At 65.5% G+C, this 12,031-nt stretch carries 12 protein-coding genes and 1 tRNA gene; 5 read left to right on the top strand and 8 right to left on the bottom strand.

Going from position 1 to position 12,031, the window contains the following annotated elements; genetic code table 11:
* Positions 1-128 precede the first annotated feature (128 nt).
* Positions 129-201, top strand: a tRNA-Asn gene (locus ACQY5A_RS01405).
* A 9-nt stretch (positions 202-210) separates the two neighbouring features.
* Here ACQY5A_RS01405 and ACQY5A_RS01400 read toward each other — a convergent pair.
* Genes ACQY5A_RS01400 through ACQY5A_RS01385 form a run of 4 tightly spaced genes read right to left on the bottom strand, consistent with a single transcriptional unit; the run spans position 211 to position 3,063 of the window.
* Positions 211-609, bottom strand: a complete 399-nt coding sequence (locus ACQY5A_RS01400; protein ID WP_428338589.1) for a DUF732 domain-containing protein — start codon at positions 607-609, stop codon at positions 211-213.
* Positions 610-669: 60 nt separating this feature from the next.
* Positions 670-1,332, bottom strand: a complete 663-nt coding sequence (locus ACQY5A_RS01395; protein WP_428338588.1) for a TIGR04282 family arsenosugar biosynthesis glycosyltransferase — start codon at positions 1,330-1,332, stop codon at positions 670-672.
* Entirely contained in the window at positions 1,329-1,985 is a 657-nt protein-coding gene (locus tag ACQY5A_RS01390; protein ID WP_428338587.1) for a glycosyltransferase family 2 protein, read from the bottom strand. The genes ACQY5A_RS01395 and ACQY5A_RS01390 overlap by 4 nt, the downstream gene beginning before the upstream one ends.
* Before the next feature lie 43 nt (positions 1,986-2,028).
* Entirely contained in the window at positions 2,029-3,063 is a 1,035-nt protein-coding gene (locus ACQY5A_RS01385) for an NAD-dependent epimerase/dehydratase family protein (RefSeq protein ID WP_428338586.1), read from the bottom strand.
* A 267-nt stretch (positions 3,064-3,330) separates the two neighbouring features.
* Here ACQY5A_RS01385 and ACQY5A_RS01380 point away from each other — a divergent pair, with 267 nt between their 5' ends.
* Positions 3,331-4,692 (top strand): hypothetical protein, encoded by a 1,362-nt coding sequence (locus ACQY5A_RS01380; RefSeq protein WP_428338585.1) that lies wholly within the window; start codon positions 3,331-3,333, stop codon positions 4,690-4,692.
* A gap of 235 nt (positions 4,693-4,927) precedes the next feature.
* Positions 4,928-5,800, top strand: a complete 873-nt coding sequence (locus ACQY5A_RS01375) for a YncE family protein (RefSeq protein ID WP_428338584.1) — start codon at positions 4,928-4,930, stop codon at positions 5,798-5,800.
* 5 nt (positions 5,801-5,805) lie between these two features.
* Here the strand turns inward: ACQY5A_RS01375 and ACQY5A_RS01370 are convergent, their stop codons facing one another.
* Positions 5,806-6,543: a class I SAM-dependent DNA methyltransferase gene (locus tag ACQY5A_RS01370; protein ID WP_428338583.1), complete on the bottom strand. Its 738-nt coding sequence runs from the start codon at positions 6,541-6,543 to the stop codon at positions 5,806-5,808.
* A 423-nt stretch (positions 6,544-6,966) separates the two neighbouring features.
* Between ACQY5A_RS01370 and ACQY5A_RS01365 the strand changes: the two genes are divergently transcribed.
* Positions 6,967-8,340, top strand: a complete 1,374-nt coding sequence (locus ACQY5A_RS01365) for an MBL fold metallo-hydrolase (protein ID WP_428338582.1) — start codon at positions 6,967-6,969, stop codon at positions 8,338-8,340.
* Here ACQY5A_RS01365 and cysE read toward each other — a convergent pair.
* From cysE to ACQY5A_RS01350, 3 genes are read right to left on the bottom strand one after another with little or no spacing between them, the layout of a single operon-like run.
* On the bottom strand, positions 8,337-9,017 hold the full coding sequence (gene cysE, locus ACQY5A_RS01360) for a serine O-acetyltransferase (protein ID WP_428338581.1): 681 nt from the start codon (positions 9,015-9,017) through the stop codon (positions 8,337-8,339). The genes ACQY5A_RS01365 and cysE overlap by 4 nt on opposite strands.
* Before the next feature lie 2 nt (positions 9,018-9,019).
* Positions 9,020-9,952: a cysteine synthase A gene (gene cysK / locus ACQY5A_RS01355; RefSeq protein WP_428338580.1), complete on the bottom strand. Its 933-nt coding sequence runs from the start codon at positions 9,950-9,952 to the stop codon at positions 9,020-9,022.
* A gap of 26 nt (positions 9,953-9,978) precedes the next feature.
* The gene (locus ACQY5A_RS01350) at positions 9,979-10,392 is read right to left on the bottom strand and encodes a hypothetical protein (RefSeq protein WP_428338579.1); all 414 of its coding nucleotides are present in this window, start codon (positions 10,390-10,392) and stop codon (positions 9,979-9,981) included.
* Positions 10,393-11,390: 998 nt separating this feature from the next.
* On the opposite strand from ACQY5A_RS01350, the gene ACQY5A_RS01345 reads away from it, so the two are divergent.
* On the top strand, positions 11,391-12,031 hold a 641-nt coding region (locus tag ACQY5A_RS01345), incomplete at its 3' end, for an MlaE family ABC transporter permease (protein WP_428338640.1).

Below are 12,031 nucleotides of genomic sequence, written 5' to 3'. Positions count from 1 at the left end.
CTTCCATCCTGCCCCATACCGACCACCGTGCGCCTGCCGGCAGGCTATCGGTCTGGTTGGGCGCGCGTGCGCCGGTACGCTAGAGTCATCACTCGTTCCGGGCCGACGTGTTCGCGGACACCTAGCAGTCCCCTGTAGCTCAATTGGCAGAGCATTCGGCTGTTAACCGGAGGGTTGGTGGTTCGAGTCCACCCGGGGGAGCAAGTGGTTCTAGTGTCCGCCGAACAGGCCCCCCAGGCCCCCGCTGCTTTTGGTTGGCGTGCTCGACTTGCTCAGATAATCCGGACAGTAGGTGCTCGATGCCAGCGCCGCGAATTTCATCGCACCGGCGTTGTTCAATCCGGGGTTGAGCATGCTCAATTTGCTCACCACATCGGTTTCCGCCGCGCCCTGATTCATCATGTCGCAGGCGTATCTGCCGGCCGCGACGGCGTCCGAGCCGTTGCGGAACGTCATGCCGGCCTTGCTGAGCGAGTCGATGAAGTGCGCATCGGCGGCAGGGTCCGGCGGGACGGTGGAGTTGTTCGGGTCGGGCGGCGGGTCGGCCAGCGCCGGAACCGCTAGGCCGACTATCGCAGCCGCGCTGACCAGACCGATGAGAAGTCGCATCGAATCATTGTCTGCCACATCGGCGCGGTTGTCTCGTCAAGCCGGCTGTCTGGGCCGCAGTCAGAGCCCCGCGGCGCGTGTGACCTCGGCAAATCGACTGATCGACGCGCAAGCGTCGCGCACTGCTGCAATGTCCCCGACCACGTCCACGTCGGCCAACTCATCGAGGATTCGGACGTCAAGACCATCGCGGCGTAACGCCGCCAATGTCATCGTCGCGGTGTCCGGCTGGGACATCGCGACCGTACGCAGGCAGCCTGCTGCGGCAGGCGTCCGTAGTCCGAGCGCCCACCAACCGCCATCGCGGGCGGGTCCCAGCACCGCCGGGGCTTCGCCGAGGCGCCGCCCGCAACGGGTCAGGAGGTCCGCGGTGACCTGGGGTGTGTCCATCCCGATCTGTAGCACCGGAGAGCTGCCGGCGGCGTCGAGATGTGCGTTCGCCAGCCGGTCCGCGAAGTCGTCGCCGCGCTGGTCGATGATCGTGAATGCCCGCAGGCGATCGGCGATCTCTCTGGCTTTGGCCGCGGCACTCAGGTCGCCGGTCAGGGCCACCACTCGCGCGGTCACCGAAGCGGCGGCCACGGCGTCCAACGTGTCCAGCAACGCCGCGGCAGCGATCTCGGCGGCGACACCATCGCCGACGGTTGCCGCCAGCCGGGTTTTGGCCAGGCCGGGCACCGGGGCCTTGGCCACGACCAGCACCGTCACCGGGACCACGCTCACGAGATCACCTTCCAGAAGTCGACGATCGCGATGATGCTGCCCCGCAGGGATCCGCTGACCTTTGACTTCCCTCCGGTCCGGGAACCGTAATCGACGTCGCACTCCACGACGCGCCATCCGGCCGCGGCCGCCCGCACCAGCAATTCGAGCGGATAGCCGGATCGCCGGTCCTCGATACCGAGGTCGAGCATCGCCTGCCGACGAAATACCCGCATTGGCGCGATGTCGTGCACCGGCAGGCCGTGACGGGTGCGTAGCCGCCAGCTCATCACCGCGGTGCCCAGCCGGGCGACCCACGGCCAGTGCACTTCGGGCTTCGGGCGGCGTCGACCGGCCACCAGATCGGCACCCTGGAGGAGTTCGGCAACCAGCCGCGGCAGATCAGCCGGATCGAGCGAACCGTCGGCGTCGATGACGGCCACGATCGGTGTGGTCGCCGCGACGACGCCGGCGTGGACGGCCGAGCCGTATCCGGCTATCGGCTCTGCGACGACCGTCGCTCCGTGACGAGCGGCCACCTCCGCGGTGCCGTCGGTGCTGTTGTTGTCGACCACCAGCGCCCGGTAGTCCGGCGGAATGGCGTCCAGCACCGCGGGCAGCGATTCCGCTTCGTTCAGGCACGGCAGCACCACGGTCACCAGGTTGTTGCTCACTTTGTCGAACCTAGACGTCGAACCTAGACGCTCAATCAGGTGCTCAACCGCGCAGCGGCGCTGATGCGAAGTCGCGCAGCCCCGCTCGCGGCTCGATGGTCGCGCGGAATTCGAGCAATTCAGCGGCGCGGGCCGGATCGGCGACGATATGGCGCACGTCGCCACTACGGTACTGGCCCGTGGTCAGCGGTTTGACAACGCCCTGCCGCGCATCGCACAGCGCGGTGGCGACTTCTAGAATCGAAATGGGTTGTCCGGAGCAAACATTGGTGGCAGTGAAGCCGCCACGTCCGGCCTCTACCGCCGCAAGGTTGGCTGCGGCCACATCGTCGACATGGACGAAGTCGCGCATCTGGCCGCCGTCTTCGAAAACCTTTGGCGGTTCGCCTTTTTCCAGAGCTGAGCGGAATATCGCTGCGACGCCCGAATACGGCGTGTCACGTGGCATTCCCGGTCCGTAGACATTGTGATACCGCAAAGCCACCACCGAGCCTCCGGTCGATTCCGACCACGCCAGGGCGTAGTGCTCCTGGGCAGTCTTGCTGGCCGCGTACAGGCTGCGCGGTCGCAACGCGGCGTCCTCGTCGACCAGCCGCCACGAGAGTTCCTCGCCCCCGACCGGGCAGCGGTGTTCGAAGATTCCGGCATCGAGGTCCGCGCGCCGCCGCGGCAGCGGGTCGACCGATCCATGCTGCGGGCATTCGTAGCGCCCTTGCCCGTACACCACCATCGACGACGCCAGCACCAGCTGGCGAACCCCGGCGTTGAACATCTGTGCCAACAGCACGGTGGTGCCAAAATCGTTGTGGCTGGCGTAGTCCGGAGCGTCTCGTGCATCGACGCCGGCACCCACCACCGCCGCTTGGTGGCACACCAGATCGACACCGGGAAGCAGCTCGGCCAGCGCATCGGCATCGCGTACATCGACGTTCCGGCACCCTGCCGGGACCTGCGAGCCGGGCCCGTGGGCAGCCGGCAACATGGCGTCGACGGCGAGCACGTCGTGTCCCGCCGCTTGCAGCGCAGTGCGCACGCGAGCGCCGATGAAGCCGGCAGCGCCGGTGAGAAGTATTTTCACGCCGCTAGTCGACGGTGAACGAGTAGGCCTGCACACCGGGATCCGGCGTGCAGCGAATTGGCATGAGCTGATTCTGCGGTTGTTCGAGCAGTGTGTAAAGAGTGACGGGTCCGTCAACTGCAACCAGATTTGCCGGCAGGTGCAGGGCGGAGAGCCGCGGCCAGCCCGTAAGGTCGCGGGGAGCGTTTGCGGCGGCCCAGGGGAAGACTTGTGTAATTCGAAGCGTGGCACCGGCAGGCCCGTCAAGCTATCGATCGGTCGCCGCCCGTGAGAGCCACCCGCCGCGACGCGGTCGCCGTATTGCTGGGAGTCGTCCTGGTTTCGGCGGCTTTTCTGCTGCCGCACCTGTATCTGCACAACCTGGCCTTGACGCCGCTGACCCATGCGAAGCCCAAGCGGTTCGCGGCCTTCGCCGGAACAGCGCCGATCTTCGGTTGGTGGGAGGTGCACGGCGGCTGGCGCACGAGTGCCGCGGTTGCTCTCGGCGTGGCCGCCGTGTGGCGGGGACCTCAACTCGCACAGCGGCTGCCGTGGCGGTGGTTGACGTTGGCGACGTGGTTGACGTCGGCCCTGTGGGCGTTCTCGCTGGCCATGATCGACGGCTGGCAGCGTGGCTTCGCCGGTCGCCTGACAACAGAGCATGAGTACCTGCGGCAGGTGCCGACGATCACCGACATTCCTGAGGCACTGCGAACATTCGCCAGCAGAATCGTTGACTACCAACCACATTCGTGGATCACTCATGTATCGGGCCACCCGCCTGGTGCACTGCTGACGTTCGTGTGGTTGGACCGTATCGGCCTGGGCGGCGGTGCCTGGGCGGGCTTGCTGTGCCTGCTGGCCGGCGCCGGCGCCGCGCCGGCAGTCCTCGTCACACTGCGGGCGGTCAGCGACGAGACCACCGCCCGACTGGCCGCCCCATTCCTGACGCTGGCACCGACGGCCATCTGGATCGCTGTCTCGGCCGACGGGTACTACGCCGGTGTCGCGGCGTGGGGCATCGCTCTGTTGGCACTGGCCGTCCGGGCCGACCGCTGGAAGGCCGTCGCACTGGGCATCCTGGCCGGCTTGGTGCTCGGCTGGGCGATCTTCCTCAATTACGGCTTGGGGTTGATGTCGTTTCTCGCGGCGGCGGTGCTGCTATGTGCACACCACTGGCGCGCAGCGGTGCGTGCGCTGCTACCAGCCGTGCTGGCGGCTCTCGGGGTTGTGGCGGTGTTCGCGCTCGCCGGATTCTGGTGGTTCGACGGCTATTTTCTTGTCCAGCGACGATATTGGCAAGGCATCGCTCATGACCGGCCGTTCCAGTACTGGGTGTGGGCCAACCTGGCGTCGGTGGTGTGCGCCATCGGACTGGGCAGCGTTGCAGGCATCGGACGGGTGTTCGACATCGGCCGCATTCGGAGCCGGTCAGGCTTGCACCTGCTGGTCATCGCGGCGATCGCCGCGATTGTGGCCGCCGACCTGAGCCAGCTGAGCAAGGCCGAGACCGAGCGCATCTGGCTGCCGTTCACCGTGTGGCTCACGGCGGCGCCCGCGCTGCTACCCGTGCGGGCGCAGCGGTGGTGGCTGGCGGTGAACGCCGTGGGCGCACTGGTGTTGAACAGCGTCATTTTCACCAATTGGTAGCGAATTGGGTATACCGCCGGCGATGAACAAACACCGCCAACAAGTATTGGTCGCCGGGTGCGTTGTGCTGGCGCTCACGGGCTGCGCCGGACACAGCCGTCAACCAGCCGGCTCGTCGGCTGTGACCACGACAGGACTGGTGCCATCCGGGGTGCCGACCGAAGGAACGCGGCCGTCGAGCAGTGGGCTTTTGCCTGCGGCCGAACCACAAAGCGCGCCAACGCAATCCAGCCCGGTGTCCGGGCGTATCGTCGCGGTAGGTCAGGCGCCGGAAGGTGTCGTCGTCGATGCGGCGACCCGCACCGTGGCGATAGCGACCCGTCACCCCGACCAACTAGTGCTCATCAATGCCGACACCGCAGCGGTGACCGGCCACGTGCCGCTGCCGGGAGCGGTGCGCCACCTCGAGTTGGCCGAACCCGGCGGACCGGTCCTGGTTCCGGTCGAGACCGCCAACGCCCTGCTACGGGTCACCCTGCCGGAGGGAACCGCCGCACCCCCGGTGGCCACCGGAACCGCGCCGCATGATGCGGCGGCCGCTACCAATGGAACCATCTTCGTCAGCAATGAGCTCGGCGGCACCGTGGCCGCCGTACGCGGAAACGAGGTGGTCAAGGCTTTTACCGACAGCGTTCAACCTGCCGGCATGGCAGCCGTCGCCAACACGGTCGGAATGCTCGACGCGCGCGTCAACACCCTGACCACGTATGACGCTGCAAGCTTGCGCGTCGTCGGGTCCACGCCTGCGGGCGCCGGACCCACCCATCTGGTCGCGGACCGCCACGGCCGGATGATCGCGGCCGACACTCGAGGCAACGCGGTGCGCGTCTTCACACTGGCGCCGACGCCCAGGCAAGTCGGTTCCGTTCTGCAGCCTGGCGGGCCTTACGGCATGGCCTACGACGCAACCCGCGACCGGCTGTGGGTCGCGTCATCGGGCACCAACGAAGTCCTCGGCTACGACATGAGCACGCCGAATCCAAGTGAGGTAAAACGGTTTTCGACGGTGCAAAACCCCTACAGCCTCGGGATCGACTCAACGACCGGAAGGCTGTTTGTCGCAGGTGTCACCAGCGGCGTAGTGCAGATCCTCGACACCGCGGCTTGACGTTGTCATGCCTCACCGGTGATGGGGACCGTCAGCACCGCGATGGCCCGCGAGTAGATCTCGATGATCGTGTTCACCACGAGGCCGGCAGCCTGGGCGAGATCGCCAACCGCATCGACGCCGACGCGCGACCAGGGGAACCAGGGCCCGACATGCTCGTCTGTCTCCCAGCGGAGAGTCTCATGCTGGACTCCGGTTGCTGACGTCTCTAGTTCAGCGATCAGGATGCCCCCCGGTGCGAGCAGACCGGCAGCTCGCCGCAGCATGCGAACCGGATCCCCGCCGATACCGATGTTCCCGTCGGCGAGCAGTACCTGATCCCAGGAGCCCTCAGCCGGCAGCGGTGTGAAGAGATTCGCTCGCATCGCCGTTCCGCCGCGGCTTCGCGTCATCTCGATGGCAGCGCAGGAGGTGTCGACACCCAGGGCGGCATGCCCGCGGTTCTGTAGAGCCGCGACGAACCGGCCGGGACCGCAGCCCAGGTCGAGCGTGGGCCGAGCGGTGCACTGAGCCAGAACATGTTCATCGGCCAACTCGTCGTCAGTATCGGTAGATCGGTCGCCCATCCATCTGGATATCGGCAACTCTCGCAGTTGTCCCTGCCGATTACGGGTCCAACATGGTGCTCCACCGACGCCGGCCCGGTAGATGTGATCGACGGCCTCGGCTAGATCGGCGTCAATCCCGACACTCACGACACCGGGAGACGCGCCGTCAGCGGGCATGTCGCCGCCGGTCGCCATCGCTGCATTCACCGTGGATCAACCACATCGACAGTGGTATCTGATGCCGCACATGCCTGTGGCACGCGCTCTCCCGATGTGCCTGGCGACGGTCGCGTGCACCGCCGAACCGCCGATTGTGCTGTTCATCGACATGACTCCTCGTTCCTCGAACCTCGAACATAGTTCGAAACCGACTCGTACAGAGATGGAAACGAACTGAAATTGCTGCGTTGCTGCGGGTTAAATTCGCCCAGCGCCAATATTCAGACTCCCCGTGATTTCAACCCGTCAACTGCGCCTATACCCGGCGGCAGGCCCGCTAAATCGCGATCACGGCGACGGGAATCGGCGCGGCGCGACTACCGACGCACGCAGCGAGGCTTCAAAAGATGCGCAACAGTGGTGGCAAGGCGACGTCTTGACGGCCCCGGGGAGGCGAAATTGATCTTCACGCAGCACTACTTGGATTGCTTGTCGCAGGGGTCCTATCTCATCGGTGATGAGACCACCGGACGGGCGGTTGTCGTCGACCCGCGGCGTGACATCGATGTCTATCTGACCGAAGCTGCCGAACACGGGCTGAAAATCGAGCGGGTCATCGAGACGCACATCCACGCCGATTTCCTCACCGGCCACCTGGAGTTGGCGGCCGCCACCGGGGCGCAGATCAGCTACAGCGAAGAAGCAGAACTGAAATTTCCGGTGGATTCATTGCATGATGGACAGCGAATCTCGTTGGGCGATGTGACATTAGACATCCTCGCGACACCGGGCCACACCCCGGAGTCGATCTCCATCGTGGTCTACGAGCGCCCCGACGACGAGGTGCCCTACGGCGTCCTCACCGGCGACACCTTGTTCGTCGGCGATGTGGGACGGCCGGACCTGCTGTCCGGCGAAGGCCTGTCCTCGGAGGAGTTGGCGCGTTCGCTGTACAACTCGCTGCACGAGAAGCTGTTGAAGCTGCCCGACGCCACTCGCGTCTTCCCGGCACACGGCGCCGGTTCGGCATGCGGCAAGCAGATGTCCAGCGAGACCAGTTCGACGATTGGTGACCAGCGGCGCGACAACTATGCACTGCACTTTTCCGACGTCGATGAGTTTGTCGCGTCGATCACCGAGGGTCAGTCGCCGCAACCGCACTATTTCGAGTTCGACTCGGTGCGCAACCGCGAGCAGCGCCCTTTGTTCGACGACAGAGCGCCGCCCTTGCTGAGCATCGACGAGGTGCGCAGGTACGCGGCGGTGGGGGCGATCCTGCTGGATGCCCGGGACCCGGCCGAATACGCCCGCGGCCACCTGCGAGGTGCCGTTAATGTTGGGCTGGAAGGCCGGTTCGCCGAAAGCGCAGGACAAGTCTTCCCGCCCGATCGCGATATCGTCCTCGTTGGTGATGCCGGGACCTCGCTGGAGTCCAAGACCCGTCTTGCCCGAGTCGGGTTGGACCGCGTCGTCGGCCAATTAGACGACCTGGCAGCCGTTTTCACGCGGCACCCGGACCTCGTCGAGACCGCGGCGCGCTTCACGCCGGAGCAGCTGGCCGAATTGCTCCGCGACGAACCCGGTCTGCAGGTTGTCGACGTGCGCAACCCGGGGGAGACCGAGGACGGCGTCGTCCCTGGGGCGCAAGAGATTCCCTTGCCGACCCTGACTGACTCGTTCGAAAGCCTGGACCCCGCAGCGCCGGTGGTCACCTACTGCGCCAGCGGTTACCGGTCGCTGGTGGCCGCAAGTGTGCTTCGCGCCGCGGGCTTTGAAAGCGTGGGGGACCTGCTCGGTGGGTATGGCGCCTGGGAAGAGTCGGGCGCAGCCTAGATCGAGAAGTCCTCGCCGTGCCACACGCCGGCTTCCGGTGGCCGGATGACCCGGTCGGTCTGCGGCGTGTGCGCTTGGTCTTCGAGCCTGGCGACCCGGGTGAGCAGGGAATGCAGGCTTATTCCGACCAGGTCGGGCACCAAGGCGTCGCTGCCGCTGGAGCCGTGGTGGCTGATGGCCTGTCCGGGAACTCCGACGACCACGGCGCTATTCGGAACCTCCTTGACGACAACGGAATTGGCCCCAATTCGGCTGTCGTCACCGATTTTGATCGCGCCGAGGACTTTCGCGCCGGCGCCGATGATGACCCGGTCTCCGATCGTCGGATGACGCTTGCCGGTCTGTGCGCCGGTTCCGCCGAGCGTGACGCCATGGAAAATGGTGACGTCGTCGCCCACCTCGGCGGTCTCGCCGATCACCACCCCGGTGGCGTGGTCGATGAACAGGCCCTTGCCGATGATCGCGCCCGGATGGATGTCGACTCCGGTCAGGATTCGGGTGATCTCACCCAACGTGCGCGCGACCACTTTCGCGCCGCGTTCCCACAACCAGTGGCTCACCCGGTGCCCCCAAATGGCATGTACTCCGGGGTAGGCGAACACGACTTGCAGCGTGCTAGGAACGGCGGGGTCGCGGTCTTTGGCCGCTTGGATGTCCCCCCGAATCGCGGTGAGCATGGCTAGTCCGCCAGATCGGAAAACAGGACGGTACTCAGATACCGCTCACCGGATGACGGCAGTACCACGACGATGCTCTTGCCCTTGTTCTCGGGCCGACGAGCCACCTCCAACGCCGCGACAACCGCTGCGCCCGAAGAGATCCCGACCAGCAGACCCTCTTCGGTGGCGAGGCGCCGGGCCATGGTGAGCGCGTGCTCGTTGCCGACGGTGATGATCTCATCGACGACGTCTTCGTCGTAGACCGGCGGGACGAATCCGGCGCCGATGCCCTGAATGGGGTGCGGCCCCTTCTGCCCGCCGGACAGCACCGGCGACGCGGCCGGCTCGACGGCGATCACCTGCACGTCTGGATTGCGTTCCTTGAGTACCTGTCCGACCCCGGTGATGGTGCCGCCGGTGCCGACGCCCGCGATGAAGAAGTCGATCTTGCCGTCCGTCTGCTTCCACACCTCTTCGGCCGTGGTGGCGCGGTGGACGGCCGGGTTCGCCGGATTCTCGAACTGCTGCGGGACGAAGTAGCGCTGGTCGCTCTTGGCCAGCTCCTCAGCCTTGGCGATCGCGCCCGGCATACCGTCTTTCCCCGGCGTCAGAACGAGCTCGGCGCCGTACGCGCGCAACAACACTCGGCGCTCGATGCTCATGGTGTCCGGCATCGTCAGGACAAGCTTGTAGCCACGAGCCGCTGCGACCATCGCCAGCGCGATACCGGTGTTCCCGCTCGTCGGCTCGAGGATGATGGTGTCCGGCTTGATCAATCCCGCTGCTTCGGCGGCATCGAGCATCGCAACCCCGATGCGATCCTTGACGCTGCCTCCGGGATTGAAGTACTCCAGCTTGGCGACCACATCGGCCACCGCACCCTCGGTTACGCGGTGCAGGCGCACCAGTGGCGTGTTTCCGACCAGCTGTGTGACGTCTTCGGCAATGCTCATCTACGATTCGCTCCCAGGGTCGCGGATCAAAATTCGTTCTGCTCCCAACTTATGTCAAACTCTATGGCGGTCTCGGCGGGGATGGCTAGCGCGACGGGGGTAAACCGTTGTGCCGTGGGATCCAACGCCACACCGGTCAGGCTCGACCGATTCGATCGCGAATCCGTCCGCCTCGCCGAGGCGGTGTCGGTCCGAGCCTCGATCGTCAACGGGGCAGTGACCCGGAACGGGCCGACCAGTTCGGCGTCGGCGACCGCTTCGGCGTCGATGAGTGCTGGCTCGGCTTTGCCGTCGGTGAAGAAGACTTTTTCCACGGTGTGCAAATCAATGCCGCCGCGGTCGCGGGTCAGGCGCGACAGTTCGGTGGCCGAACGGACCAAAACGCGGCCGTCAGTCGCTACCGGCGTGGCCGTGCCGTGGTTCGAGAACAGAATCGTCACTGGTGTTGAGCTTCCTGAAAGACTGTGAAGCGGTGCGCATTTCGATTCCTCCGGCCATGCGGAGATAGTCGCCCTGAGGCGGGGAAGCGCGAAGATTTTCTACAGCGTCAAAACGGCGTCAGGAAATCAACGACAACAACAGCAACGACGTATCACGGCGAGGCAGCGCGAGGGAACGAGACGCGGCTGTGCAGCGTGTTGCATATCGCCACTATAGGGCACGATTTGATGCGGGCACTTGGACCGCAAAGCTTGCAACCCCGCCGGGATAAAAATCACGCCGAGTTTTATGCTTGGCCCGCCTCGGTGCGGGTCATCACTGCGCGCAACCCGCTCTGCGGCGACGGGGACTGGAGGCGACGGTTCGCCCGTCGACGTCTTCCTCAACGCGGTGCGGCGCATCGCGGAGGGCGGCACGAACGTCGGCTGAGTTGTCCCCACGAGCCCGGCACACGGTAGCCAAGCCGCTGCCGGGCCTGTTGGCGTGCCGGGCATTCATCCAGCTCAGCGGCTGATTCCGACTCGTCGACGGCTCCGGCGCAGATATTTTCTTGCTGAGTACAACCCTCCCGCACGCCTCGATGCATCCGTAACTTTTCGGCGTGTTCTATGCGTGCAGTCGGCCGGCGGCGTCGCCGTCGTGTTCCTGTACGCGGGTGCACCCGCTGACCGCAGGGTGACCGAAACTTCCTGCAGCCAGAGGAGCGCGATGAGTCGCATCGAGAGCCAGAAGAGCGAGCAAACTCGTTGAACGCCGCAATCACCGCAAGTTCAATGGTTGACGACAGCGAATCGCTCCTGCTCAGCATCCCGTTTCCAATCCGTCGGACGCATCGGCCGAGCTACCGGTGCACGCGACCCGAGCAAACTGGAACGTGGTCTTGGTCACGTCGTCGTCGGCGGATCGGGTAGGCCGGGTGTCTGAAAAATCCGGTGGGTCGGCCCTGTCGCGGGTCGAGTGGTCGAAGCCGGCCAGTGCGGTCGGCGACTTCGTCGTCATGGCGGGCGAAACGTTTTCTGCTGCCTTTCGCCGACCTTTCGCGCTGCGTGAACTGATCGACCAGATCTGGTTCGTCGCGCGAGTGTCGATTGTGCCGACTTTGGTGCTGTCCGTTCCGTACACCGTTTTGATCGTCTTCACGCTGAACATCGTGTTGATCGAGGTCGGCGCCGGTGACCTATCGGGCGCCGGTGCGGCGCTGGCGTCGATCACCCAGGTCGGGCCGGTGGTCACCGCGATCGTGGTGTCCGGCGCCGGGGCCACCGCGATTTGCGCTGATCTGGGCGCCCGAACGATTCGTGAAGAGATCGACGCGATGAAGGTCATCGGGATCAATCCGATTCAGGCTCTGGTAGTGCCCCGGGTGATCGCCGCGACATTTGTTGCGCTGCTGCTGTATTCGGCGGTTGCTGTCGTCGGCCTGACCGGCAGCTACTTCTTCGTGGTGTATGTCCAACACGTCACGCCGGGAGCGTTCATCTTCGGAATGACCATCCTGACCGGCCTTCCTCAGGTGATCGTGTCGCTGGTCAAAGCGCTGCTGTTCGGGCTTTCGGCAGGTCTGATCGCGTGCTACAAGGGCTTGTCCGTCGGCGGCGGTGCGACCGGCGTAGGCAACGCGGTCAACGAGACCGTGGT

The sequence above is a fragment of the Mycobacterium sp. genome (genome assembly GCF_965277065.1).
Lineage (GTDB): Bacteria > Actinomycetota > Actinomycetes > Mycobacteriales > Mycobacteriaceae > Mycobacterium.
This window is presented reverse-complemented; position numbering and strand designations above follow the sequence as displayed.

Excerpts from the sequence above, each read along its gene's own strand:
- ACQY5A_RS01400 (WP_428338589.1), bottom strand. The coding sequence starts at position 609 with ATGCGACTTCTCATCGGTCTGGTCAGCGCGGCTGCGATAGTCGGCCTA.
- ACQY5A_RS01370 (WP_428338583.1), bottom strand. The coding sequence starts at position 6,543 with ATGGCGACCGGCGGCGACATGCCCGCTGACGGCGCGTCTCCCGGTGTC.
- cysE (WP_428338581.1), bottom strand. The coding sequence starts at position 9,017 with ATGCTCACCGCGATTCGGGGGGACATCCAAGCGGCCAAAGACCGCGAC.
- cysK (WP_428338580.1), bottom strand. The coding sequence starts at position 9,952 with ATGAGCATTGCCGAAGACGTCACACAGCTGGTCGGAAACACGCCACTG.